Source organism: Kitasatospora sp. NPDC058478, from assembly GCF_042720345.1.
Taxonomy (GTDB): Bacteria; Actinomycetota; Actinomycetes; order Streptomycetales; family Streptomycetaceae; genus Kitasatospora.
In genome coordinates, this window is the sequence record NZ_JBHXML010000010.1 from 108,149 (window position 1) to 132,297 (window position 24,149).

Annotated in this window: 21 protein-coding genes; 9 read left to right on the forward strand and 12 right to left on the reverse strand. The window is 74.0% G+C overall.

Features of this window, described 5'->3' with window-relative positions:
- Nucleotides 1-3: 3 nt before the first annotated feature.
- The 7 genes from cysC to ACFWPT_RS08325 all read left to right on the forward strand — a co-directional run bounded on the left by cysC (nt 4) and on the right by ACFWPT_RS08325 (nt 6,882).
- Nucleotides 4-600: an adenylyl-sulfate kinase gene (gene cysC, locus ACFWPT_RS08295; protein WP_279634886.1), complete on the forward strand. Its 597-nt coding sequence runs from the start codon at nt 4-6 to the stop codon at nt 598-600.
- Nucleotides 597-1,538: a sulfate adenylyltransferase subunit CysD gene (cysD, locus tag ACFWPT_RS08300; protein ID WP_380346344.1), complete on the forward strand. Its 942-nt coding sequence runs from the start codon at nt 597-599 to the stop codon at nt 1,536-1,538. Before cysC ends, cysD begins: the two co-directional genes overlap by 4 nt.
- 2 nt (nt 1,539-1,540) lie before the next feature.
- Nucleotides 1,541-2,875: a sulfate adenylyltransferase subunit 1 gene (locus ACFWPT_RS08305; protein WP_380372440.1), complete on the forward strand. Its 1,335-nt coding sequence runs from the start codon at nt 1,541-1,543 to the stop codon at nt 2,873-2,875.
- 195 nt (nt 2,876-3,070) lie between these two features.
- A complete protein-coding gene (locus tag ACFWPT_RS08310; protein ID WP_063351024.1) occupies nt 3,071-4,258 on the forward strand; it encodes an aliphatic sulfonate ABC transporter substrate-binding protein in 1,188 nt (395 codons plus the stop codon).
- A 173-nt stretch (nt 4,259-4,431) separates the two neighbouring features.
- A complete protein-coding gene (locus tag ACFWPT_RS08315; protein WP_380480554.1) occupies nt 4,432-5,235 on the forward strand; it encodes an ABC transporter ATP-binding protein in 804 nt (267 codons plus the stop codon).
- On the forward strand, nt 5,222-6,142 hold the full coding sequence (locus ACFWPT_RS08320) for an ABC transporter permease (protein ID WP_380480556.1): 921 nt from the start codon (nt 5,222-5,224) through the stop codon (nt 6,140-6,142). The genes ACFWPT_RS08315 and ACFWPT_RS08320 overlap by 14 nt, the downstream gene beginning before the upstream one ends.
- Before the next feature lie 11 nt (nt 6,143-6,153).
- Nucleotides 6,154-6,882 (forward strand): sirohydrochlorin chelatase, encoded by a 729-nt coding sequence (locus ACFWPT_RS08325; protein ID WP_380372444.1) that lies wholly within the window; start codon nt 6,154-6,156, stop codon nt 6,880-6,882.
- A 13-nt stretch (nt 6,883-6,895) separates the two neighbouring features.
- Here the strand turns inward: ACFWPT_RS08325 and ACFWPT_RS08330 are convergent, their stop codons facing one another.
- The 5 genes from ACFWPT_RS08330 to ACFWPT_RS08350 all read right to left on the reverse strand — a co-directional run bounded on the left by ACFWPT_RS08330 (nt 6,896) and on the right by ACFWPT_RS08350 (nt 12,368).
- The gene (locus ACFWPT_RS08330) at nt 6,896-7,306 is read right to left on the reverse strand and encodes a PIN domain-containing protein (RefSeq protein ID WP_371516507.1); all 411 of its coding nucleotides are present in this window, start codon (nt 7,304-7,306) and stop codon (nt 6,896-6,898) included.
- A complete protein-coding gene (locus ACFWPT_RS08335; protein ID WP_371516508.1) occupies nt 7,303-7,524 on the reverse strand; it encodes a type II toxin-antitoxin system VapB family antitoxin in 222 nt (73 codons plus the stop codon). The genes ACFWPT_RS08330 and ACFWPT_RS08335 overlap by 4 nt, the downstream gene beginning before the upstream one ends.
- 175 nt (nt 7,525-7,699) lie before the next feature.
- Entirely contained in the window at nt 7,700-9,466 is a 1,767-nt protein-coding gene (locus ACFWPT_RS08340; RefSeq protein ID WP_380480558.1) for a DEAD/DEAH box helicase, read from the reverse strand.
- Nucleotides 9,467-9,623: 157 nt separating this feature from the next.
- Complete coding sequence (locus tag ACFWPT_RS08345) at nt 9,624-9,827, reverse strand: cold-shock protein (RefSeq protein ID WP_063347104.1); 204 nt, start codon at nt 9,825-9,827, stop codon at nt 9,624-9,626.
- A gap of 324 nt (nt 9,828-10,151) precedes the next feature.
- On the reverse strand, nt 10,152-12,368 hold the full coding sequence (locus tag ACFWPT_RS08350) for an MMPL family transporter (protein WP_380480560.1): 2,217 nt from the start codon (nt 12,366-12,368) through the stop codon (nt 10,152-10,154).
- Nucleotides 12,369-12,771: 403 nt separating this feature from the next.
- Here ACFWPT_RS08350 and ACFWPT_RS08355 point away from each other — a divergent pair, with 403 nt between their 5' ends.
- Both ACFWPT_RS08355 and ACFWPT_RS08360 read left to right on the forward strand, forming a co-directional pair.
- A complete protein-coding gene (locus ACFWPT_RS08355) occupies nt 12,772-13,665 on the forward strand; it encodes a phosphotransferase enzyme family protein (protein ID WP_380372452.1) in 894 nt (297 codons plus the stop codon).
- 268 nt (nt 13,666-13,933) lie between these two features.
- The gene (locus ACFWPT_RS08360; RefSeq protein ID WP_380480562.1) at nt 13,934-14,950 is read left to right on the forward strand and encodes a polysaccharide deacetylase family protein; all 1,017 of its coding nucleotides are present in this window, start codon (nt 13,934-13,936) and stop codon (nt 14,948-14,950) included.
- Nucleotides 14,951-14,977: 27 nt separating this feature from the next.
- Here ACFWPT_RS08360 and ACFWPT_RS08365 read toward each other — a convergent pair whose 3' ends face one another.
- From ACFWPT_RS08365 to ACFWPT_RS08395, 7 genes are all read right to left on the reverse strand, one after another.
- Complete coding sequence (locus ACFWPT_RS08365) at nt 14,978-15,679, reverse strand: exonuclease domain-containing protein (RefSeq protein ID WP_063347107.1); 702 nt, start codon at nt 15,677-15,679, stop codon at nt 14,978-14,980.
- A gap of 191 nt (nt 15,680-15,870) precedes the next feature.
- Nucleotides 15,871-17,124 carry an iron uptake transporter deferrochelatase/peroxidase subunit gene (gene efeB / locus ACFWPT_RS08370; RefSeq protein WP_380480564.1) on the reverse strand — a complete coding sequence of 418 codons (1,254 nt, stop codon included), beginning with the start codon at nt 17,122-17,124 and terminating at the stop codon, nt 15,871-15,873.
- Nucleotides 17,125-17,312: 188 nt separating this feature from the next.
- Nucleotides 17,313-19,256: an FtsX-like permease family protein gene (locus ACFWPT_RS08375; protein ID WP_380480566.1), complete on the reverse strand. Its 1,944-nt coding sequence runs from the start codon at nt 19,254-19,256 to the stop codon at nt 17,313-17,315.
- The gene (locus tag ACFWPT_RS08380; protein WP_371516515.1) at nt 19,253-19,993 is read right to left on the reverse strand and encodes an ABC transporter ATP-binding protein; all 741 of its coding nucleotides are present in this window, start codon (nt 19,991-19,993) and stop codon (nt 19,253-19,255) included. Before ACFWPT_RS08380 ends, ACFWPT_RS08375 begins: the two co-directional genes overlap by 4 nt.
- A 91-nt stretch (nt 19,994-20,084) precedes the next feature.
- Entirely contained in the window at nt 20,085-20,540 is a 456-nt protein-coding gene (locus ACFWPT_RS08385; RefSeq protein ID WP_380480568.1) for a GNAT family N-acetyltransferase, read from the reverse strand.
- Nucleotides 20,541-20,693: 153 nt separating this feature from the next.
- The gene (locus ACFWPT_RS08390) at nt 20,694-22,253 is read right to left on the reverse strand and encodes a carboxylesterase/lipase family protein (protein ID WP_380480570.1); all 1,560 of its coding nucleotides are present in this window, start codon (nt 22,251-22,253) and stop codon (nt 20,694-20,696) included.
- 334 nt (nt 22,254-22,587) lie between these two features.
- Nucleotides 22,588-23,862, reverse strand: coding sequence for an SAV2148 family HEPN domain-containing protein (locus ACFWPT_RS08395; RefSeq protein WP_063347111.1), 1,275 nt, complete (start codon nt 23,860-23,862; stop codon nt 22,588-22,590).
- Nucleotides 23,863-24,149 lie beyond the last annotated feature (287 nt).

Here is a 24,149-nt window from a genome sequence, read left to right on the forward strand (position 1 = left end):
ACTGTGACAGCTCACACCCGGGCCGCCGACGGAGCCGCGGAGGCGGCCCCCGCGGCCGCCCCCTGCGAGCGCGGCGCCACCGTGTGGCTGACCGGGCTGCCGAGCGCGGGCAAGACCACGCTCGCCTTCGCGCTGGCCGGACGGCTGCGCGCCGAGGGCCACCGGGTCGAGGTCCTGGACGGCGACGAGATCCGCGAGTTCCTCTCCAAGGGCCTCGGCTTCACCCGCGAGGACCGGCACACCAACGTGACCCGGATCGGCTTCGTCGCCGAGAAGCTCGCCGCCCACGGCGTCAAGGTGCTCGCCCCGGTGATCGCCCCGTTCGCCGACTCGCGCGCCGCGGTGCGCGAGCGGCACGCGGCGGCCGGCACCGAGTTCCTGGAGGTCCACGTCGCCACCCCGGTCGAGCTGTGCGCCGAACGCGACGTCAAGGGCCTGTACGCCAAGCAGGCCGCCGGCGAGCTGGCCGGCCTCACCGGCGTGGACGACCCGTACGAGGCGCCGCAGAAGCCGGAGCTGCGGATCCAGACGCAGGGCCGCGCGGTCGCCGAGTCCGCCGCCGAGCTGCACGCCTTCCTGACCGAGAGGGGTCTCGCATGACCACCGCGACCGACGGCCCGGTCCGCACCCACGAAGACGCCCCCTTCGCGCTGTCCCACCTGGACGCGCTGGAGGCCGAGTCTGTGCACGTCTTCCGCGAGGTCGCGGGGGAGTTCGAGCGCCCGGTGATCCTGTTCTCGGGCGGCAAGGACTCCATCGTCATGCTGCACCTGGCACTCAAGGCCTTCCACCCGGCCGCCGTGCCGTTCTCGCTGCTGCACGTCGACACCGGGCACAACTTCCCCGAGGTGATCGCCTACCGCGACCGCGTCGTGGCCGAGTACGGCCTGCGCCTGCACGTCGCCCACGTCCAGGACTTCATCGACGACGGCCGGCTGCGCGAGCGCCCGGACGGCACCCGCAACCCGCTGCAGACCGTCCCGCTGCTCGACGCCATCGAGACGAACCGCTTCGACGCGGTGTTCGGCGGCGGGCGCCGCGACGAGGAGAAGGCCCGTGCCAAGGAGCGCGTGTTCTCCCTGCGCGACGAGTTCGGCGCCTGGGACCCTCGCCGCCAGCGCCCCGAGCTGTGGTCGCTGTACAACGGCCGGCACGCCGTCGGCGAGCACGTGCGCGTCTTCCCGCTGTCCAACTGGACCGAGCTGGACGTCTGGCAGTACATCGAGCGCGAGGGCATCGACCTCCCGGAGATCTACTACGCCCACGAGCGGGACGTCTTCGCCCGCGCCGGCATGTGGCTGACCGCCGGCGCGTGGGGCGGCCCCAAGGAGAACGAGCCCGTCCAGCGGCGGCTGATCCGCTACCGCACCGTCGGCGACATGTCCTGCACCGGCGCCGTCGACTCGGACGCCACCGACATCCAGGCCGTGATCGCCGAGATCGCCGCCAGCCGCCTCACCGAGCGCGGCGCGACGCGGGCCGACGACAAGCTGTCCGAGGCCGCGATGGAAGACCGCAAGCGCGAGGGGTACTTCTAACGATGACCAGCACCACCCAGGAAGCCACCGCCACGTCGCTGCTGCGCTTCGCCACCGCCGGATCCGTCGACGACGGCAAGTCCACCCTGGTCGGCCGCCTGCTGCACGACTCCAAGTCCGTGCTCGCCGACCAGCTGGAGGCCGTCGAACGCGCCTCCCTGAACCGCGGCCAGGACGCGCCCGACCTCGCGCTGCTCACCGACGGCCTGCGCGCCGAGCGCGAGCAGGGCATCACCATCGACGTGGCCTACCGCTACTTCGCCACCCCCCGGCGGCGGTTCATCCTCGCCGACACCCCCGGGCACGTGCAGTACACCCGCAACATGGTGACCGGCGCCTCCACCGCCGAACTGGCCGTGGTGCTGGTCGACGCCCGCAACGGCGTCGTCGAGCAGACCCGCCGGCACGCCGCCGTCGCCGCGCTGCTGCGGGTGCCGCACGTCGTACTGGCCGTCAACAAGATGGACCTGGTCGACTACGCCGAGCCCGTCTTCGCCGCCATCGCCGAGGAGTTCACCGCCTACGCCGCCTCGCTCGGCGTGGGCGACGTGGTGGCCGTGCCGATCTCGGCCCTCGCCGGGGACAACGTCGTCGAGCCGTCCGCGCACATGGACTGGTACGGCGGCCCGACCCTGCTGGAGCACCTGGAGACCGTCCCGGTCGGCAGCGACCCGGACGCCGATCCGGCCCGCTTCCCGGTCCAGTACGTGATCCGCCCGCAGAGCGAGGAGCACCCCGACTACCGCGGCTACGCCGGGCAGTTGGCCTCCGGCGTGCTGCGGGTCGGCGACCCGGTGACGGTGCTGCCCTCGGGCCACACCACCACCGTCGCCGGGATCGACGCGCTCGGCCGCGAGACGGACCTCGCCTGGGCGCCCCAGTCGATCACCGTCCGGCTCGCCGACGACCTCGACGTCTCCCGCGGCGACCTGATCGCGGCCGGCGTGATCCCCGCGCCCACCAGGGACATCGAGGCCACCGTCAGCCACCTCAACGAGCGCCCGCTGCGCGCCGGGGACAAGGTCCTGCTCAAGCACACCACCCGCACCGTGCGCGCGCTGGTCAAGGACATCACCTACCGCATCGCTCTGCCGACCAAGGCGGGCGACACCCTCGAACAGCGCTCCGGCGCCCAGGGGTTGAACGTCAACGACCTCGGCCACGTGGTGCTGCGCACCGCCGAGCCGCTGGCGCTCGACGCCTACTGCGACAACCGCCGCACCGGCTCGTTCCTGCTGATCGACCCGGCCGACGGCACCACCCTCACCGCCGGCATGGCGGGCGAGGCCTTCGCGACCGTACGCGCCACCGAACCCGCTGAGGAGGACTGGGTCTGATGCCCAGCGAGGCGTTCTCGGACATGGACAAGGAAGGCGGCCGCATCGGCAGCGGCGTCCTCGGCAGCGGCCAGGGCGGCCTGACCCGATGTGCGGGCCGACAGCGCTGAGTTGCGACCCCCGGCCGCCCCGACGGGCGACCGCCACGTCCCCGAGACCGCCTCCCGACGGTCCGTCGATGAACAGGACTTCACCATGGCACCGAACCTGGCCCCCTCGCATACCCATGCCCGCCCCAACGCCGGCCGGATCAGACGCTCCGCGGTGGCCGCCGTGGCCGGCCTGACCGCCGTGACCCTGCTGTCGGCGTGCAGCTACGGCTCCAAGGCGGACGACAAGAAGGCGGGCGCCGACTCCGCCGCCAGTTCGGCCGGCGCCTCCGGCGCGAAGCTGTCCGCGGACACCGTGAAGATCGGCTACTTCGCGAACCTGACCCACGGCACCGCCCTGGTCGGCCTCCAGGAGGGGCTGTTCCAGAAGGAGTTGGGCGCCACCCAGATCAAGACCCAGGTCTTCAACGCGGGCCCCTCCGAGATCGAGGCGCTCAACGCCGGCTCCATCGACATCGGCTGGATCGGCCCCTCCCCCGCGATCAACGGCTACACCAAGTCCGACGGCCAGTCCCTGAAGATCATCGGCGGCTCGGCCTCCGGCGGGGTCAAGCTGGTGGTCAACCCGGACAAGATCTCCTCGCTGGACGACCTCAAGGGCAAGAAGATCGCCACCCCGCAGCTGGGCAACACCCAGGACGTGGCGCTGCTCAACTACCTGGCGGGCAAGGGCTTCAAGGTCGACGCGGCGTCCGGCGCCGGCGACGTCTCGGTGGTGCGCACCGACAACAAGGTCACCCCCGACGCCTACCGGCAGGGCTCCATCGACGGCGCCTGGGTGCCCGAGCCCACCGCCTCCAAGCTGGTCACCCTCGGCGCGAAGGTCCTGCTCAACGAGAAGGACGTCTGGCCGGACAAGAAGTTCGTGATCACCAACATCATCGTCTCGCAGAAGTTCCTCAAGGAGCACCCGGACGTGGTGGAGGCCGTGCTGCGCGGCTCGGTGAACACCAACGCCTTCATCAAGGCCAACCCGGACAAGGCCAAGGCCGACGCCAACGAGGCGATCAAGAAGGAGGCCGGCAACGCGCTGGAGCCGGCCATCCTCGACCCCGCCTGGGCCGACATCGACTTCCTCGACGACCCGCTGGCGAACACCCTCCAGGCCGAGGCCGACCACGCCGTCACCGCCGGGCTCCTCAAGCTGCCCAAATCAAGTTCCGCTGGCGCGGGGGCCAACCTGAACGGCATCTACGACCTCACCCTGCTCAACAAGGTGCTCGCGGCCAAGGGCCAGGGCCCCGTGGCGGACGCCGGACTCGGCGCCAAGTAGCGCCACCCGGCGCCGAACAGCACCGCGCGGCGCCGAGTCCGCCCCGACTCCGCGGTCCGGACCCCCGCCCACCCGGTCGATCCGCGATCGATGCCCACCGGGACGGGCGGGGCCGGGCCCCGGCCCCCGCTCCGCCAGCCCTCAGCCAGACCACTCACGCAGGAGGTGTCCGGATGACCCCGGCACTGACCACCTCGGCGGACACCGCCGGCGCCGGCGCCGGCGGCGCCGCGCCCGCCGTCCGGATCTCGCACGTGCACAAGTCCTTCGGCCGCCCGGGCGCGCAGACCCACGTCCTGGACGACATCACCCTCGACGTCGCGCCCGGCGAGTTCGTCACCCTGCTCGGCGCCTCGGGCTGCGGCAAGTCCACCCTGCTCAACCTGGTCGCCGGCCTCGACCAGCCCACCGCCGGCGCCATCGAGGTGCCGGGCGGCCGCCCCGCGCTGATGTTCCAGGAGCACGCGCTGTTCCCCTGGCTCACCGCCGGCCGCAACATCGAACTCGCCCTCAAGCTGGCCGGCGTCCCCCGCGCCGAGCGCCGCGCCGAAGCCGAGCGCCTGCTCGAACTCGTCCGCCTCAAGGGCTCGTACGGCAAGCGCGTGCACGAGCTGTCCGGCGGCATGCGCCAGCGCGTCGCGATGGCCCGCGCACTGGCCCAGGGCAGCCAGGTGCTGCTGATGGACGAGCCGTTCGCCGCGCTCGACGCCATCACCCGCGACGTGCTGCACGACGAGATCACCCGGATCTGGGCCGAACGGCAGCTGTCCGTCCTGTTCGTCACCCACAACGTGCGCGAGGCCGTGCGCCTGGCCCAGCGCGTCGTCCTGCTCTCCTCCCGCCCCGGCCGCGTCGCCCGCGAGTGGCGGATCGACCTGCCGCAGCCGCGCCGCATCGAATCCACCGGCGTCGCCGACCTGTCCATCGAGATCACCGAAGAACTGCGTGGGGAGATCCGTCGCCATGGCCAGCACTGACAGCACCCCGGTCCTGGAGAAGGCCGACAAGACCGACAAGGGCGCCGCCACGGACACCGCCGGTGTCGGCGCCGGCCTGGACGCCCTCGACGCCGTCTCCGCCCAGCGCGGCTCGCTCGGCCAGGCACTGCGGACCAAGGCCCTGCCGCCGCTGATCGGCGTCCTCGTGGTGCTCGCCCTGTGGCAGGGGGCGTACAGCCTGCACCTCACCTCCGCCTACAAGCTGCCCAGCCCGACCGACGTGTGGCACTCCGCCCAGGACCTCTGGTACCAGGGCACGCTGTTCTCGATCATCTGGACCAGCGTCTGGCGCGGCCTGTCCGGCTTCCTGCTCGCCGTCGTCATCGGCACCCCGATCGGGCTGGTCGTCGCCCGCGTCCGGCCGGTGCGCACCGCCATCGGCACGGTCCTCCAGGGCCTGCAGTCGCTGCCCTCGGTCGCCTGGGTGCCGGCCGCGGTCATCTGGCTCGGCATCAACGACCAGATGATGTACGCGGTCATCCTGCTCGGCGCCGTCCCCTCCATCGCCAACGGCCTGATCGCCGGCATCGACCAGGTGCCGCCGCTGTTCCTGCGCGCCGGACGCACCATCGGCGCCACCGGCCTCACCGGCGCCCGGCACGTCCTCATCCCCGCCGCGCTGCCCGGCTACCTGGCCGGCCTCAAGCAGGGCTGGGCGTTCTCCTGGCGCTCCCTGATGGCCGCAGAACTCGTCGCCTCCTCCCCCGACCTCGGCCGGGGCCTGGGCCGGTTCCTGGAGGACCAGCGCGAGTTCTCCGACATGTCCGGGGTGCTGCTCGGCATCATCCTGATCCTGTTCGTCGGCATCGCCATCGAACTGCTCGTCTTCACCCCGGTCGAACGCCGGGTGCTGCGCAACCGCGGCCTGCTGGCCGCCGCCAAGTAAGGCCGACGCCGATGCCCGCCCTCCTGCTGATCGCCCACGGCAGCCGCGACCCGCGGCACGCCGCGACCGTGGCCGCACTGGTCCAGGAGGTGCGGGTGCTGCGCCCCGGGCTGGACGTCGCCACCGCCTACCTGGACCACTGCGCGCCGCGCATCCCGCAGGTCGTCGGGCGGCTCGACGACGCGGTGGCCGTCCCGCTGCTGCTCAACCGGGCCTACCACGCCAAGCACGACATCCCGGCCGCCCTGCGCACGGCGGACGCGGCCCTGCCCGTCGCCGCCGTCCTGGGCCCGTCGCCGCTGCTGCTCGCCGCCCTGGAGCGCCGCCTCGCCGAGGCCGGGGTGGACGTGCACTCGGCCGCCGTCCGGGCCCGCACCGGCGTGGTGCTCGCGGCGGCCGGCTCCTCCGACCCGGCCGCCGACGCCGCCACCCGCGCGGTGGCCGCCGCGTGGCGCCGCAGCCGCGGCTGGGCCGCCGTCGAGGTGGCCTACGCCTCCGCCACCGGCCCGCGCGTGCCCGACGCCCTGGCCGCCCTGCGCGCCGCGGGCGCCGCCCGCACCGCCGTCTCCCCCTACCTGCTGGCCCCTGGCCTCCTGCCCGACCGCATCGCCGACGCGGCTGCCGGAGCGGACGCCGTCGCCGACGTCCTGGGCCCCGCCCCCGAACTGGCCGCCCTCCTCCTGGAGCGCTACGACGAGGCGCGTACGGCCGCCACGATGCCCCAGACGCTCACTGCCTGACCACGGGGCCGGCTCACTCGTGATCGAGGATGCTGTGCTCGCTCAGATCAGCGGCGTGCCGCGCCACAGTGCGGTAGTCCGCATCGTCGTGGAGGACCGTGAGGCCGTGGTGTGCGGCCGTCGCCGCGATCATGAGGTCGACCGCGGAGGCACTACGGTGCTGCCCGGCGAGGGCCATGCGCCGCTGAACCGTGTCGATCCAGCGCCCAGCGTTCTTCGGTACCGAGACGTCCGGGTACAGGTCGGCGAACATCTCGGTGATCTCGTCGTACTCCCGGCCGCTGCGCGCGTTGTACAGAAACTCTGCGCGCTGCGGGTAGCACGACGCGATCGAGCCTGCGTCGATCGCGTCGTACCAAACGGCCAGGAGCTTGGGCTCGCCCAACAGCCGGACAAGTCCAGAGGTGTCGAGGAGATAGATCACCGGGCGTCCTTCTCGGCTCGGTGCATCCGCTCTGCGTCCTCGACGGCGCCCCAGTGCTGAGCCCGCTCGAAATGCCGGCTGATCCGGGCAGCACGTTCCTGCCGCTCGGCGTAGAAGCGCAGTGCGAGGTTGACGGCGTCCTTCTTGGTCCGAACTCCGGCGAGCGTCATTGCTCGTTCCAGCGCCTCTTCATCGATGTCGATCTGTGTCACGGACATCCGGATACCTCCGTCGATCGATGTTGGTGATGTACATAGCATTGCACATGACCAACATCAACGGAGGTTCGGACCGCCGCAGGGTGATGGTGTCCGTCAGACAGACGGGCCCCGCGACGAAACGGCCCGGCCCCCTCGGTGCGAGGGGGCCGGGCCGTCGGTGGTTCGCCGGGGGTTAGTCGAAGGCGCGGCGCTGGCGGCCGGTGCCGTAGTTGGAGCCGGACTTGGCGCCGCTGCCGGGCTTGGCGCGGCCGGAGGAGCGGCCGATGAAGCCGGCCGCCTGGGGGCGGTCGCCCTGGGCGGCGGCGCCGCCCATGCGCTGCTTGGGGCGGGGGCGGCGCGGGTTGCCGTTCATGTCGACGTCGGCGGGCAGCGCGGAGCGCTTGCCGGGGCGGCGGCGCGGGTTGCCGGACTTGGCGTCGGCCTTGGCGGCGGGGGCCTCGGCGGGCGCGGGGACGGCGACGGCGACCGCGACGCCGCTGGGGGTGCGGGCGCCGGTGATCTTGGCGAGGTCGGCGTCGCCGGGGCGGACCTTGGTGACGGTGGGGCGGATGCCCGCGACCGTCATCAGCCGGTTGACCTCGCGGCGCTGCTCGGGCAGGACGAGGGTGACGACGGTACCGGACTCGCCGGCCCGGGCGGTGCGGCCGCCGCGGTGCAGGTAGTCCTTGTGGTCGACCGGCGGGTCGACGTTGACGACCAGGTCGAGGCCTTCGATGTGGATGCCGCGGGCGGCGACGTTGGTGGCGATCAGCGCGGTGACGTGACCGTCGCGGAACTGGTCGAGGACCCGGTTGCGCTGCGGCTGGGACTTGCCGCCGTGCAGGGCCGCGGCCCGGACGCCGGTGGCGAGCAGCTGCTTGGCGAGGCGGTCGGCGCCGTGCTTGGTGTGCACGAACATGATCACGCGCCCGTCGCGGGAGGCGATGTGCGCGGTGGTGGACGCCTTGTCGGCCTGGTCCAGCTGGAGGACGTGGTGGTCCATGGTGGTGACCGCGCCGGCCGACGGGTCGACCGAGTGGGTGACCGGGTCGGTGAGGAAGCGCTTGACCAGGCGGTCGACGTTGCGGTCCAGGGTCGCGGAGAACAGCATCCGCTGCCCGCCCTCGGCGACCTGCTCCAGCAGCTTGCTGACCTGCGGGAGGAAGCCCATGTCGGCCATCTGGTCGGCCTCGTCGAGGACGGTGATGGCGACGTCGGACAGGTTGACGTCACCGCGGCCGATCAGGTCGTCGAGCCGGCCGGGGGTGGCGACCAGGACCTCGGTGCCACGGCGGACGGCGTTGGCCTGGCGGTTGATCGACATGCCGCCGACGACGGTGGTGATCCGCAGGTTGACGGCGGTCGCGTAGGGGGTGAGCGCGTCGGTGACCTGCTGGGCGAGCTCGCGGGTGGGCACCAGGACGAGCGCCAGCGGGTAGCGGGCGACGGCGCGGCGCCCGGCGGTGCGGGCGAGCAGCGGCAGGCCGAAGGCGAGGGTCTTGCCGGAGCCGGTGCGGCCGCGGCCGAGCACGTCGCGGCCGGCGATCGAGTCGGGCAGGGTGGCGCCCTGGATCGGGAACGGCGCGATGACGCCTTCGCGGGTGAGCGTGCTGAGGATGCCCTTGGGCAGGTCCAGCTCGGCGAAGGTGTCCGCCGGGGGCCGGGCCGGGGTGCCCTCGACGACGGTGAATTCGGCGGCCTCGGGCACGGCGGCGGCGCGGGTGTTCTTGGGGGCGCCGGTGCGGCCGCGCGGCTTGCGGGCGCGCTCGGCGTCGCCGGTACCACGCGGGTTCTCGCCGCGGCGGGCGCGGTCTCCGGCGCCGGTGCGGCCGGCGTTCTCGCCACGGCCGGTGTTCTCGGCACGGCCGGCGCCGGCGCTGCGGCGCGGGTTCTCGCCGCGGCGGGCCTGGTCGGTGGTGCGGGCGGCGCGGTCACGCGGCGGGCGGGCAGGGGTGGTCACGAAGTCTCCGTACGTCGGTCGGCAGCCCCGGATGGGGGCTGGTCGGCCGTCGGTAGGAAATTCGCCGCCCCGGCCGTACGGCGGCATGCGCGGGGGCCCGCACCGTGTGGTACGGGCCCCCGCTTCGCGAGATCGCGAGTCAGCGTGGAGGCTGACGTCAGATGACGCGGATGTTCTCGGCCTGCGGGCCCTTCTGGCCCTGGGTGACGTCGAACTCGACCTGCTGGCCCTCGACGAGCTCACGGAAGCCGTTCGCCACGATGTTCGAGTAGTGGGCGAACACGTCCGGGCCGCCCTCGGCCTGCTCGATGAAGCCGAAGCCCTTTTCGCTGTTGAACCACTTCACGGTGCCGGTAGCCATAACCGTCTCCTCAAAAAACTGGGGCATCAGGGATTCACACCGCGTGAACCCCGGAGTAGCCGCGATCCCCATCCGGAGACTGAAACACCGGACAAAACAAATGCGCCTGTTGGTTGGAACCAGCAGGCGCACACATACGTTCATGGGAACCAAAACTGCAACTGGGTCGACTGTAGCACGGCGACACCCCGATTGACCGGGGACTTTTGTGCTCGACAGATCACGTTTGACGGCCAGGGAAAGGGGGCAAGCGGCGCCCCGCCGAAGCGGGACGCCGCCTGTTTGGCGCGTCGGTCGGGCGTCGCCCGTGTCCGAACGAAGCGATCAGCGCCGTCCGGCCGGCTCCGGCACGCCGTACGTGTCCGCCGCCGGCGCCGGGCCGGCACCGTGGCCCCCGCCGTGGCCATGCTCGGGGTCGGGGTCGGCGCCGTGGCCGGGCCACCAGGCCCGGTTGCCGATCAGCGCGGTGAGCGCCGGGGTGAAGAACATCGCCATCACGAAGGCCGCCAGCACGATGCCGAAGGCCATGGCGAAGCCGAACTCCATCATGAAGGTGTTGCCGGCGAGCATGAACGTCCCGAACGAGGCCGCCAGGATGAAGCCGGCCGCGGCGACGGTCGGGCCTGCGTGGCGCAGCGCCTCGCGGGCCGCCTCGCGCGGGCTGCGGCCCGCGCGGGCCTCCTCGCGCAGACGGGCGATGATCAGGATGTTGTAGTCCGTCCCGATCGCCACCACGAAGAGGTAGATGAGGATCGGCATCATGAACATCAGGCCGGTCTCGTTGCCGATCTTCTGGAAGATCAGCGTGGTGGCGCCCAGCGTGGCGCTGAAGCCGAGGCCGACCGAGGCCATCAGGTACCAGGGGGCGACCACGCTGCGCAGCTGGAGGGCCAGGATGAGCAGGATCAGCAGCCCGGCGATCGGGAAGACCAGCTTGTAGTCGTGGGTCATCGCCAGGTTGATGTCCTTGAACACCGAGGTGAGGCCGCCGACCTTGGCCTCGCTGCCGGCCGGGGCCTGCGCGTGGGCGACGGTGCGCAGCTCGGTCACCGCGTCGATCGCCTCGTTGCTGGCCGGGGCGTCCTTGAGCATGACGGTGAACTGGGCGGTGGCGCCGTCGGCGCTGATGCTCTTGGCGTCGGCGCTCGGCAGGTAGACCTTGGAGACCCCGCCGACGCCCTGCAGCTTGTCGGCGTAGGCCGGGAAGGAGGCCGGGTCGAGCTTCTTGCCGTCGGTGCTGCTCAGGTAGACCTGGCTCGGGTCGGCGGCGCCGGCGGAGAAGCCCTTGGCCATCGTGTCCTGGACGACCATCGACTCCTTGTCCTTGGGCATGGAGCTGCCGGCCATGTCGAAGTTGCCGTTGTAGCCGAGCGCGCCCACGGACAGGGCGAGCAGTACGCCGCCGGAGGCGACGGCGGCCAGCGCCGGGCGCTTCTGGACGATCCGGCCGAGCGCGGTGAAGCGCGCGGTGCTCGGCTCGTTCGTCCACTTCTTGCCGGGCCAGAAGACGGCGCGGGCGGGGATGACCGCGAGCAGCGCGGGGGCCAGGGTGATCGAGGCCAGGGCGGTGACCACGACCGCGATCGCCAGCGCGGGGCCGAGCGCCTGGAACATGCCGAGGCTGGAGAGGATCAGCGCGGCGAAGGCGATGGTGACGGCGCCGGCGGCGGAGGCGATCGCCTCGCCGACCCGGCCGACCGCGTTGGCCACGGCGGCGTTGCGGTCGTCGCCGGCCCGCAGCCGCTCGCGGTAGCGGAAGGCGAGGAACAGGAAGTAGTCGGTGCCGACGCCGAGCACGACGACGATCAGGATCGCCATCAGGATGGGTGTGCTCTTGAGGTCGAAGATGTCGGTCGCGTAGTTGATCAGGCCGATGGAGGCGGGCAGCGCGATCATCAGCGAGACCAGGACCGGCAGCAGGCCGGCCAGGATGCCGCGGAAGATGATGCCGACGATCACGATGACCAGCAGGACCGTGGCCATGGTGATGATGCCCTCGGCCGAGCCGGAGGCTTCCTTCTGGTCGAGCGCCTGGGCGGCGGGGCCGCCGAGCTGGAACTTCAGGTCGGTGCCGGAGGCCAGCGCCTTGCCGTCGTCACGGATGGCCTTGGCGATGTCCGCGGTCTTGTTCTGGTCCTGCTGCTTCGACTTGTCGACGGCGATCATGGCCATCGCGTACTTGTGGTCCGGGGATATGCCCAGCTGGTCGGACGGCGGGATGATCTTCTCGACGCCGTCGATCTTCTTGGCCGTCAGGTCCTGGACGAGCTTGCCCATCGCGGCCTTGTCCGCGTCGGTGAACGCGGCGCCGTCGTTGCGCTCGAAGAGTGCGAGCGCGCCCGGGGTGAAGGCGGCCGGGAAGGCCCGCTCCTGCACCTGTGCGGCCTGGATGGACTCGTAGTGCTTGGGGAGGAACGCGGCTTCGTCGGTCTGCGAGCTGACCTTCGGCGCGGTCATGATGACGGCGATCATTCCGATCACCCACGCGATGATCACCCACCACGCGCGGCGTACGACGAATTGTCCTAGTCGGTGGAACATGCTCGATGCCTCCTGGGCATGGTTCACCGCAGCCCTTGGGGGACGGGACGCCGGGCGACGGCTGGACCGGTGGGAGACGCGCGGCGGCGCTCCCTAGCCGGTCGGCAGGTAAGTAGGTCTGGGCGTCATCCTACGAGCACTTGCTTGCCGACCGGCAAGGAGCCCCCGTGGTCCAACCCCCGTCGGGGCCGCCGCTCAGCGGCCCCGACCCAGTTTCTCCCGGGCGCACCCCCCTTGACCTCGTGCTCCGGGTGGAGACAGCTCCCCCTCAGGGTGGATCTCTCCCCCTACCCCCTAGGAGGAGATGTCAGGGTAGGAAGGTAGGGAAAACCCCACCCCGGTCCGTCATGATGATCACCGTCCGGAGGCCTCCGGATGAACGCCGCCCCAACGGAGCACCGCCATGATCCCCTTCGACGAAGGCCGCGCCCGGCTGCTGCTCGCCCACGCCTGCGAGTCCGCCGGACTGCCCGGCCCCGGCGACGCCCGGCTGCTCGCACTCGGCGAGAACGCCGTCTTCGACCTCGGCGACCCTGCCGTCGTCGCCAAGGTCGGCCGCGGCCCCGAACTGTACGAACGGGCGCGGCACGAACTCGCCGTCGCCCACTGGCTCGCCGCCCAGGACGTCCCGGTGGTCCGCCCGTACGACGCGGTGGAAGCCGAGCCCCAGCTCGCCCACGGGCACCCCGTCACCTTCTGGCACCGGCTCGCCCCCGCCGTCCACCCCGCCCGCCCCGCCGACCTCGCCCCGCTGCTGCGCACCCTGCACCGGCTGCCGCTGCCGCCCTTCCCGCTCGCCCACCGCGACCTGCTGGCCCCCGTCGAACGCTGGCTGGCCTCCGCCGAGGGCCACGTCGACCCGGCCGACGTCGCCTTCCTGCGCCACCGCCGCGACGGCTTCGCCGCCGCCCTGCCCGACCTCGCCCCGCACCTGCACCCCGGCGTGATCCACGGCGACGCACTGCCCCGCAACGTCCACGTCGGCCCGGACGGGCCCGTCCTGCTCGACCTGGAGAACGTCTCGCACGACCTGCGCGAACACGACCTGGTGGTCCTCGCGCTCAGCCACGACCGGTACGGCGTGCCCGGCGAGGAGTACCGGGCCTTCGTCGAGGCGTACGGCTGGGACGTGCGCGCCTGGCCCGGCTTCGCGGTGCTGCGCGGGGCCCGGGAGACCGCCAGCGCCTCCTGGGTCGCCCAGCAGGTACCCGGCAACCCGGCCGCGCTGGCGGAGTTCCGGCGCCGGGTCGCCTCACTGCGGGAGGGCGCCACCGAGGTGCGCTGGTACCCGTTCTGAGGCGTCGGGCTCCTGGGGCGTCGAGCTTCCGAAGTGACGGCTCCTGAAGGGACGGGCCCCTGAGGTGCCGGGACGCCCCCGGCGCGGCCCCCGGGATACCCGGCGGGCCGCGGGGGCGCCAACCCGGGCGAGTGTGAGAAGACTCCTACGGCGCTGCGGTCCGCTCCGCAACCGGGGCACGTACGCTCGGCGTCCTATCGGACAGTCATCCTGACCGAGGGATCGGCGCCCGTCCTCTGCACCCCTCTGCACCACAGGAGCCGCCGCCATGCCCCACTCCGCCACCCGCCGGCCCTCCCCCCCGACCCGTACCGCGCTCACGGCCCGCCGCCGGCTGGTCGCAGGCTGCGTCGCGGCGGCCGCCGCCCTGGGACTGGCCGCGTGCGGCACCGCCAGCGGAGCGCTCCAGCCGACGGCCGGCGTCAGCACCCAGCCCCCGATCACCCTCGCGCCGACCGACGGCCGGCCGACCGACGGGCCCGTCGCCACCGTCGCGCCCACCCCCGACTCCGACGGCGCACCCGCCTCCGCCGCCCCGCCGGCCGTCCCGAAGCCGCACACGCCCCAGGCGCCGGCCGGGACGAGCGCCCCGCCCCACGGCGGCACGCCGAGCACCCCGGTCACCACCACGGCCGTCGCGGGCACCCCCACGGGCACCCCCGCGCCGCCGCCCGCGCCGGTCAAGCCGGGCACCGTCATCGGCTCCACCGCCTCCGGCGGCCGCACCGTGGCGCTCACCTTCGACGACGGCCCCGGCCCCGCCACCGGCCAGATCCTCGACCTGCTCGCCCAGTACCACGCCAAGGCCACCTTCTGCGAGATCGGCCAGAACGCCGCCGCCAACCCGGCCCTGGTCAAGCGCGTCCTCGCGGCCGGCCACCGGCTCTGCGACCACAGCGTCCACCACCCGCAGCCGTTCGCGAAGCTCCCCCACGACAAGGCCGTCTACGAGATCTCCGCCGCCAGGGACATGATCGTCAAGGCCGGCGGCCCCGGCACCCGGGTCGACTGGTTCCGCGCCCCCGGCGGCGGCTTCAACGCCGACAACGAACAGATCACCGCGAGCCTCGGCATGTCCTCGCTCGGCTGGTCCGTCGACCCGCGCGACTGGTCCCGCCCGGGCGTGCCCGCCATCGTCTCCACCGTGCAGAAGCAGCTCAAGCCCGGCGGCGTGATCCTGATGCACGACGGCGGCGGCGACCGCACCCAGACCGTGGCCGCGCTCAAGCAGCTGCTGCCCTGGCTGGTCGCCCAGGGCTACACCTTCGACTGGCCGGCCGAATAGCCGACTCACCGGCCACACCGGGGGCGGCTACCTCATCGGCCACCGCGGGTCGACCACGGCCTGCGGGTCCTTGCCGCGGCGCAGCCACGCCTGCAAGCCCTCCGCCCACTCCCGGTACCAGCCGATCTGGCGCCCGTGCAGCTCGGCCGGCGCGACGTCGCCGACCTCGGCCCGGTAGCGCTCGGCGAGCGCGACGGCGACCCGGACGGCCGCCAGCGCGTCGCTGCCCGCCTCGTGCGCGTCCGTCAGCTCGACGCCGTACACCTCGCAGACCCGCTGCAGGGTGCGCGAGCCCTTGCGGTACTTGTCCACCGCCCGGTCGACGACCAGCGCGTCCAGCACCGGCCCGACCGGGGCGCCGAGGCGCTCGGCGAGCGGCACCAGCCCGTACCGGCGCAGCTCGGCGTCGAGCAGCGACAGGTCGAACGGCGCGTTGAACGCGACCACCGGGCGCCCTGCGGCGAGCCGCTCGCAGAGCGCGCCGGCTATCTCCTCCACCGCCTCCTTGGCCGGCCGGCCCTTGCCGCGGGCCAGGTCGTCGCCGATGCCGTGGATCGCCTCCGCCTCGGCCGGGATCGGGACCCCGGGGTCGAGCAGCCAGTGCACGGCCCCCACCCGGCGGGCCCCGACGGTGTCCACGAGCGCGGCCGTGACGATGCGGTCCACGGCCGGGTCGGTGCCCGTGGTCTCCAGGTCGAAGCCGACCAGTGGCTGCTGCCACCAGCTCATAAGGGGGTGTCCTTCCGTCCTGCCTCTCGAAACAGCCCCCATCATCACCCGCCCCACCGACAACCCGGCCGCTGGGGCGGTCGGGGTGCGGGCCGGTGCGGCGGCGGACGGCCTTCCTCGGTTTCGGCAGGTCGCCCCAACGGCGGGCGCCCGCGCCCCGGTTGGGGCGACGGGCGCGCGAACCGGGGCGTTCAGGTGGTGGTGAGGAGGGTGCGGCCGAGCCAGTCGGTGGTGTCGTGGGCGCCGGGGAGGACGTAGAAGTAGCCGCCGCCGGTGGGGCGGAGGTGGCGGGCGAGGGGTTCGGTGTTGAGGCGGGTCTGGACGGCTTCGAACTGGCGGGCCACGTCCTGCTGGTAGCAGCAGAAGGCGAGGCCGAGGTCGGGTTCGCCGTCGGGGTCGAGGCCGCGGTCGTAGTTGAAGGCGCGGCGCAGGATGCGGCTGTCGCGGGTGCCGTCGGTGCGGGGGTTGGCGAGGCGGATGTGGGAGTCGAGGGGGATGACGGCGCCGTCGGGGTCGTTGCGGTAGTCGGGGGTGTCGGTCTCGCCGGCGGCGCCGAGCGGGGCGCCGTCGTTCTTGCGCCGGCCGATCAGGCGTTCCTGCTGCTGGAGCGGCACCTCGTCCCAGCCGGCGACGAGGGTGCGGATGGCGCGGATGACCTGGTAGCTGCCGCCGGCGGCCCAGCGCGGTTCGTCGCCGCCCTCACCGACCCAGACGAGGGCGTCCAGTTCGCGGGCGTTCGCGGTGTCGGGGTTCTCGATGCCGTCCTTGAAGCCGAGCAGGTTGCGGGCGGCGCCGGTGGGGCGGGAGCGGTTCTGGAAGCCGTCGAGCTGCCAGCGCGGGCGGATCAGGCCGTTGGTGCTGCGCAGCAGGTCGCGGATGGTGTGCTGGACGGTGTCGCGGTTCTCGGCGCAGATCTGGAGCGAGAGGTCGCCGTGGCATTCGGCGGGGCGCAGCGCGTCGACGGGGAAGGGGCGCATGGCGGTGAGCCGGCGGGGGCGGTGGCGGGTGAGGCCGTAGCGGGTGTCGAAGAGGGAGGCGCCGACGGCGACGGTGACGGTGAGGTCGTCGGCGGGCAGGTCGGGGCCGAGGGTGCCGCTGTCGGAGGGGGCGGTGGCGGGGCCGAGGTCGGGCGGGGTGCCGCCGGTGGTGAGGAAGCGGATGCGGTCGGTGAGGGTGCGCAGGAGGGTTTCGAGGGCCTTGCGGTCGCGGGCCTTGACGTCGAGGGCGAGGAAGGTGCCGTAGCCGGGGGGCGGGTTGGTGATGCCGGCCTGGTGGCGGCCGTGGAAGTCGATGCGCCGGGTGGCGGGGCGGGGCTCGGCCTGGGCTGGGTGGGCGCCGGTGAGGGTGAGGGCTCCGGCGGTGGTGGCGCCGAGGGCGGTGCGCAGGAGGCCGCGGCGGGTGGCGCGGGGGTGTTCGGAGCCGGTGGAGTGCGGGCTGTCGATCATGGACGGGACGCTAACAAGCGGTCGGGCCCGGTGCTCGGGTGAGCGCCGCGCCCGACCGCTGGTCACCATCCGTCCGGCCTACTCCCCTCACCCGGGCGAGGGTCACCCGGGTGAGGGGCACCCGGGCGAGCGCCGCTGAGCGAACGTCACCAGGAGACCGGCACCGGGCGAACGTCACCGGGCGAACGTCACCGGGCGCGGGCGAGGGCGATCCGGCCGGGCAGCACGCTGGCGGCGACGGCCAGGGCGAGGCAGACGGCCGCGGCGGCGCCGAGCGGGAGCCAGGGCAGGTGCGGGTCGATGGCGGCCTGGCCGGCCAGGATGCGGTGGTTGAGCAGGGCGGTGGTGCCGTACTGGGTGAGGGCGGTGACGGCGAGGGCCAGGACGGCGGCGGTGGCGACGACCAGGACGGCTTCCAGGGCGACCATGTGCAGCACCTGGCGGCGCAGGGTGCCGGCCAGCCGCAGGACGGTGAAGTCGCGTCGGCGGTCGGCGGCGGACATCACCATGGTGTTGGCGATCGCGATGAGCGCGTACAGCAGGGCGGGGCCGAGGATGGTCGTGGTGGCGATCCACGCGTAGTGGGCGCCGGGGTCGGGGCCGGGGGCGCGGGCGTCGGTGAGTTCGCCGCCGAGCCGGTCGGCGGCCGGGGGTTCGGCGGAGAGGTGGACGGCGCCGGGGTGGGCGCCGGCCAGGTGGGCGGTGGTGGCGTCGCCGCTGAGCAGGATCTCGTCGAGGCCCAGCTGGGTGCGGTAGACGAGAGCGAGGCGCAGTGCGGTGACGGTGCCGTCGGCGAGGCGCAGGTGGACCTGGTCGCCGAGGGTCCAGCCGTGGCCGCGGGCCTGGTCGGTGGAGGCGGCGAGGGTGGCGCCGTGCAGGTCGGCGGCGGCGCCCTGGACGACGGGCAGGGTCCAGGCGGTGGCGAGGTCGCCGTCGACGACGGTGGCGGCGGAGGGGGCGGAGGCGGGTGAGTCCTCGCCGGGGTCGGCGAAGTCGGCGGGGGCGGCGCCGAGGCCGGTGACCACGGTGGGGGTGGTGGCGGTGGCGCGCAGGCCGGGCCGGTCGGCGGTGAGCCGGTGTGCGGCGTCGTCGGGCAGCGGGGTGGCGCCGGGGCGCAGCACGTACCGGGCGGCGGCGGTGGCCCGGTTCTGGGCGGTCATGGCGTCGGCGAAGGCGGCGGTGGAGCCGATGACGGTGCCGGTGAGGGCGATGGTGAGGAAGGCGGGGGTGGCGGTGGAGACGGTGCGGCGGACGGCGGTGAGCGCGTTCTGCCGGGCGAGCAGGGGTGCGGCGCCGACGGCGCGGGCCAGTGGCGCGCTGAGCGCCCGGACCAGGGGCGGGACGATCAGCGGGGCGAACAGGGCGAGGGCGGTGATCGTCAGCAGGTCGGCGCCGAGGACCCACTGGGAGGCGAGCTGCGGGTCGGCCGGCTGGTCGCCGGGGGCGGCGGGCATGGTCGGGGCGGCCAGGTAGTAGCCGACGGTGCCGGCCAGGGCGAGCAGTCCGGCGAGGGCGCAGGCCCAGCGCACGGGCGTCATGACCGTGCGGTCGACGGCGGCGTCGCCGAGTGCCTCGACGGCCCGGACCCGGCCGGCGCGCAGGGCGGCGGTGACGGCGCCGAGCAGGGCGACGAGCAGGCCGACGGCGGCGGCGGTGAGCAGCGGGGCGGGGGCCGGGTGCGCCGCGAAGCCGTCCGGGGCGGCGCCGCGGGCGACCAGCCAGGCGGCGAGGGCGGGCGCGCCGGGCAGGGCGAGCAGGCAGCCGGTGACGGCGGCGGCGAGGGCGACGACGGCGGCCTCGCCGGTGATCAGCCCGACGACCTGGCGGGGGGTGGCGCCGACGGCGCGCAGCATCGCGATCTCCTGGCGGCGCTGGGCGACGGCGAAGGCGAAGGTGCCGGCGACGACGAAGACGGCGACGAAGGCGGCCATCGCGGCGCTGAACAGGAGCACCTTGTGGAGGGATGGCGCGCCGAGCGGGGAGTCGTCGCCGGCGGTGTTGTCGAGCAGGGTGCCGGTGGTGGCGACCAGGGTGACGCCGAGGGTCAGGGCGAGGTAGGAGCCGGCGAAGGCGGCCTTGCGGCGGCGCAGTGCGGCGGCGGCGACGGGCAGCAAAGTAACGAGGGATCTCATGCCGCCGTCTCCAGGGCGGTCATCCGCTCGGCGATCTGCGGGGCGGTGGGGTGGTCGAGGTCGGCGACGAGGCGGCCGTCGGCGAGGAAGAGCACGCGGTCGGCGTAGGAGGCGGCGACCGGGTCGTGGGTGACCATGACGGTGCTCTGGCCGTCGCGGTCGACGAGTTCGCGCAGCAGGGCGAGGACGTCGCGGCTGCTGGCGCTGTCGAGGGCGCCGGTGGGTTCGTCGGCGAAGAGCACCTGCGGGCGGGTGATCAGGGCGCGGGCGATGGCGACGCGCTGCTGCTGGCCGCCGGAGAGCTGGGAGGGCAGGTGTCCGGTGCGTTCGCCGAGGCCGACCTGGGCGAGGGCGCGGTGGACGTCGGCGCGGTCGGGGCGGCGCCCGGCCAGGCGCAGCGGCAGGCCGACGTTCTGTTCGGCGGTCAGCGAGCCGACCAGGTTGAAGGCCTGGAAGACGAAGCCGAGCTTCTCGCGCCGCAGGACGGTCAGCCGGTTCTCGGTGAGTGCGGCGAGGTCGGCCCCGTCGAGGACGACCCGGCCGCCGTCGGGCCGGTCGAGCCCGGCGGCGCACTGGAGCAGGGTGCTCTTGCCGGAGCCGGAGGGGCCCATGACGGCGGTGAAGGTGCCGCGGGCGAAGTCGACGTCCACTCCCCTGAGCGCGTGGACGGCCTCCGGCCCGGTCCCGTAGGTGCGGTGCAGTTGTTCGAGGCGCAGTACGGCCCCGTCATCCCCCATGATCATCACGGGGGCTATGACTACCACGGCCGCCCCTGCTCCGACCAGCCCTGACCGCCGGGGCGGCCCCGGTTCGGGCGGCGGGCCCGGTTCAGGCGGCGGGCTCGCGGACCAGGTAGACGTCGATCGGGTCCTCGTGGTCGAGGACGAAGCCGTGGCGTTCGTAGAGGCGGCGGGCGGGGCTGCCCTGGAGGACGTCGAGGCGCACGGGCTCGCCGGCGGCGTCGGCCTGGGCGAGGAGGTGGCGCAGGACGGCGCTGCCGAGGCCGCGGCCCTGGTGGGCGGGGACGAGGTAGAAGTGCTCGATCCAGCGGCCGCCCTGCTCGGCGGGGCGGACGGTGACGGAGCCGGCGAAGGCGCCGTCGACGAGGATGACGGAGCTGTGGCGGCTGGAGAAGCCCGCCCGCAGGCGCCGGCGGACCCGGTCGTCGTCGTAGCGGCCGAGGCGTTCGAGGTCGGCGCGCAGCACGACGGCCTTGAGTTCGGCGACGGGTTCGACGTCGGCGGCGGTGGCGGGGCGCAGGGTCCAGGCGGCGAGGCTGTTCACGGCCCGCAGTGTGGCAGCGGCCGCACCGGCCTGGCCAGCGGGTTTCAGGGGCCGGACGCCGGGGCCGGGCGCGCCGAGGGGGCCGGGCGGTGGCCCGGCCCCCTGCTCCGGCGGGCCGGCGGGCCGGCGGGAAGGCGGGCCGGCGGGAAGGCCTCAGCGGGTGCCGAGGTCCAGGGCGGGGAAGGAGTAGTCGTCCCAGAGGGCGCGTTCGTCGTCGTGCGGGGCGTACTGGACGCCGGGGTTCAGGTCCCAGATCCGGGTGGCCCGCGCGTCGGCGGTGTAGGACGGCCAGCCCGGGTCGCCCTGGCGGGCGAAGGAGGCCCAGGCGTCGGCCATCCGCGCGGACAGCCGGGTGAGTTCGGGCCGCTGGGCGGCGACGGTCTGCGCGCCGCGCGGGATCGCGCCGAGGTCCAGGCCGCCGAAGACGAAGGGCAGTTCCAGGGTGTGCATGGCGCCCAGGTTCTGGGCGGCGGGCAGGCCGGGGACGTAGGGCACGTGCCAGTCGAACTGGTAGACGTAGGTGGGCCGCCAGCGGGACTGGGCCTCGGCCAGGCGCAGGGTGGGGATCCGCTCGGTCTGGTCGGTGAGCATCGCGTTCACCACCCGGCCCTCGGTGGCCCCGGGGCGGTCGGCGGCGTACCGGTCGTACATCTGCTGTTTGCGGTCGGCGAGCACCGGGGGCAGGGTGCGGTAGGCGCTCAGCGGGAGGTCGGGCAGCGTGGGGTCGAACAGCGCCCAGTAGTCGGTCTCGTTCTCGGTGGTGCCGGTCATCACGTCGACGTCGCGGGCGCTGCCGGCGGCGATCCGTTCGACGACCGGGCCGGGTACCAGCGCCCCGTCGATGGAGGGGCCGAAGAAGACCGCGGAGGACAGCCCGGAGAGCCCGTGCTGGACCTGTTCCTGGAGGTCGAGGACCTGTGGGGTGCTCAGCCGGTCGAGGTCCGCGACGGTGTGGATGCCGCCGGTGGCGAAGACCTTTGCGGCGGTGGCCCGCGCGGCGGCCGCGGTGTGCACCAGGTAGCCGGGCCCGCTCTCGACGATGGCGCGCTGGAAGAGCTGCTCGGGGTGGTCGCCGGCCAGCAGGGCGCTGATCGAGATCGCGCCGGCCGACTGGCCGAAGACGGTGACGTTGCCCGGGTCGCCGCCGAAGGCGCCGATGTGCCGGCGCACCCAGGTCAGCGCGGCGCTCTCGTCGCGCAGCCCGTTGTTGCCCGAGCCGGCGTAGGACGGGTCGAGCGCGCCGAGTTCCGTCCAGCCCAGGATGCCGAGCCGGTAGTCCAGGTTCACCACGACCGCGTCGCCGCGTTCGGCCAGCAGGCCGCCGTCGAAGACGGGCTGGCCGGCGGCGCCGAGTTCGTCCGCGCCGCCGTGCAGGAAGACCATGACGGGTTTGCGGGCGCCGCCGCCGTGCGCCGACCACACGTTGAGGTACAGGCAGTCCTCGGTGCCGCCGCCGCCCGCGCTCAGGTCCTGCGGGCAGCCGGGGCGGGCCCGGGTGGCGCGCAGCGTTGCGGGCCAGGGCGCGGCCGGCTGCGGCGGGCGGAACCGGCGCTCGCCGGTGGGCGGCGCCGCGTACGGGACGCCCAGGTAGGCGCACCGGCCGTCCTGGGACACCCCCTGGAGGCGGCCGACGGAGGTCGCCGTACGGCAGCCCCCCGCCTCCCGGGCCTCGGCGGGGACGGCCGGCAGCAGGCCCAGCAGGGCCGCCGCCACACCGGCCAGTGCGAGCGGCCAGCGCGGGGGGACGGTTCGGCGGGCCTTGCCCGGCCGTCTTGCGCGCAGCCCCTCCCCGGGCCCTTCGCGCAGCCTTCCGCGCGCGGCCCCCCATGCTGTTCCGCGCACTGTTCCGCGCTTTGTCCCGCGCTTCGTTCCGTACACCACGGCGCACTCCCCTCGACGTCGTCGCGCCGCTCGTGCGGCCGCGACCCCGCCTCCAGCTTGCGCGGCCCGGCCCGGGGGTGTCGCCGCCGCACGGATGGAGTTCCGCGCCTCCACCCGGGGGTGGAGAAGGGAAATTGACGATCCATCAGGAACGGGGGGTGCGGGTTCAGGACACCGGCCGGGAGTCGCCCCAGGCGCCCTCGAACTCCTCGCGGTAGACCTCCAGCAGGCCCTGTTCGCTGCCGCCGGGCTGCTGGCCGGCGCCGCCGCGCAGCACCAGGGCCGGGGACTCCATGCCCCGGGCGCGGCGCAGGTAGGGCTGGATGACGCCGAGGTCGCGGCTCTGGCGGCGGCCGCCGACCTGGCCGGTCGGGCGGGGGCCCTCGACGAGGTAGGCGGTGAAGCGCGGGGTCTCGTCGAAGACCCGGATCTCGAAGCCGCCCTGGTCGCGCAGCCGGGCCCGCACCCGGCGCACGTGCATGATGTTCATCTCGATGGAGCGCGACAACTCGCCTCGCCCGAGGCCGAGTTCGCGTTCGCGGCGGCGGACGGCGCTGCTCGCCGGGTTGAGGAAGAGCAGGCGGACCCGGCAGCCGTCGCCGGCCAGGCGCACCAGCCGCTTGCCGGTGTAGTTCTGGCAGAGCATGCCGAGGCCGATGCCGAGCGCGTCCAGGCGCCGGGCGCCGTCCAGCAGGTCCTCGACGGGCAGGTCGCGCTGGAGGCGGACGCGGTCGGCGTGCACGGCGACGACGTCCGCGTACCGGCCGGCCACCAGCGACTCGACGACGTCGGCGGGCACGCCGCCGGCGCCGCCGTCCAGGACGGCGAGCAGGCGGGCGGCGGCGCGTTCGGTCTGGGCGAGGACGGTCTGGGTGAGCACCCGGTTGCGGGAGACCACGTGCCGGGCCACCTCCAGTTCGTCCAGGGCGAGTTCGATCTCGCGCCGGTCGGACAGGTAGGGCTCGAAGCAGGGCCAGTGCTGGACCATCAGCTCGCGCAGCTGGGGCAGGGTGAGGAAGACCAGCGGGTCGTCGTCGGCCGGGTCGAGCAGGTAGCCCTTGCGGCGGCTGACCTCACGGACGGCTCCGGCCCGGTGCGCCCACTCCTCGCCGGCGGGGCCGGCGGCGGCGGTGACCCAGTCCTCGCCGTGGGCGGGGGCGTAGATGGGGTGCAGCACCTCGTCGACGAGGGAGCGCAGCCGCTGCTCGACGAGGTTGAGCCAGACGTAGGCGCGGCCGGACAGCCGGACCCGCTGGTAGGCGTCCTCCCATTCGGCGGCGGACCAGGCGAGGGCGGGGATCTCGACCGGGCCGCCCTGGGCGGGCACCAGGGGGCGGCCGGACAGGGTGGGGCGCATGACGACCGTGGGCGCCTCGCTGCGGGCGCCGCCCCGGTCGGGGCCGTCGGGCCCCGGGCCGCGGCCGCCGGCGGGGAACACCATGCGCCACCTCACCTGGTCTGCTGTTCTACGCTCCGCCCCTGCGCGGCTGATGGAGCGCCACCGACCCGGGGGCGGCCGGACGATCAAGGGTACTGCCCGCCGCGAGCGGTGCGCAGCCGGATGGCCCCCGGGGCCCGGCACCACCACCAGGCCCACCCTTCACAGACCCGCGCCCATCGCAAGCCCCACCCGCCACAGGCCCCGCTTATCACAGGAATCCCGGCTGGACACCCGTTCGGGCGAACCGGCCGCACATGTCCCAGCCGCCGGGGGAAGGCTCGGGGAGT

Coding starts and splice junctions, on each gene's coding strand:
- ACFWPT_RS08305 (WP_380372440.1), top strand. CDS start 1,541: ATGACCAGCACCACCCAGGAAGCCACCGCCACGTCGCTGCTGCGCTTC.
- ACFWPT_RS08335 (WP_371516508.1), bottom strand. CDS start 7,524: ATGTCCGTGACACAGATCGACATCGATGAAGAGGCGCTGGAACGAGCA.
- ACFWPT_RS08325 (WP_380372444.1), top strand. CDS start 6,154: ATGCCCGCCCTCCTGCTGATCGCCCACGGCAGCCGCGACCCGCGGCAC.
- ACFWPT_RS08375 (WP_380480566.1), bottom strand. CDS start 19,256: ATGAGATCCCTCGTTACTTTGCTGCCCGTCGCCGCCGCCGCACTGCGC.
- ACFWPT_RS08360 (WP_380480562.1), top strand. CDS start 13,934: ATGCCCCACTCCGCCACCCGCCGGCCCTCCCCCCCGACCCGTACCGCG.
- ACFWPT_RS08365 (WP_063347107.1), bottom strand. CDS start 15,679: ATGAGCTGGTGGCAGCAGCCACTGGTCGGCTTCGACCTGGAGACCACG.
- ACFWPT_RS08350 (WP_380480560.1), bottom strand. CDS start 12,368: ATGTTCCACCGACTAGGACAATTCGTCGTACGCCGCGCGTGGTGGGTG.
- ACFWPT_RS08355 (WP_380372452.1), top strand. CDS start 12,772: ATGATCCCCTTCGACGAAGGCCGCGCCCGGCTGCTGCTCGCCCACGCC.
- ACFWPT_RS08395 (WP_063347111.1), bottom strand. CDS start 23,862: ATGGTGTTCCCCGCCGGCGGCCGCGGCCCGGGGCCCGACGGCCCCGAC.
- cysD (WP_380346344.1), top strand. CDS start 597: ATGACCACCGCGACCGACGGCCCGGTCCGCACCCACGAAGACGCCCCC.
- ACFWPT_RS08310 (WP_063351024.1), top strand. CDS start 3,071: ATGGCACCGAACCTGGCCCCCTCGCATACCCATGCCCGCCCCAACGCC.
- ACFWPT_RS08320 (WP_380480556.1), top strand. CDS start 5,222: ATGGCCAGCACTGACAGCACCCCGGTCCTGGAGAAGGCCGACAAGACC.
- ACFWPT_RS08315 (WP_380480554.1), top strand. CDS start 4,432: ATGACCCCGGCACTGACCACCTCGGCGGACACCGCCGGCGCCGGCGCC.
- ACFWPT_RS08380 (WP_371516515.1), bottom strand. CDS start 19,993: ATGGGGGATGACGGGGCCGTACTGCGCCTCGAACAACTGCACCGCACC.
- efeB (WP_380480564.1), bottom strand. CDS start 17,124: ATGATCGACAGCCCGCACTCCACCGGCTCCGAACACCCCCGCGCCACC.
- ACFWPT_RS08345 (WP_063347104.1), bottom strand. CDS start 9,827: ATGGCTACCGGCACCGTGAAGTGGTTCAACAGCGAAAAGGGCTTCGGC.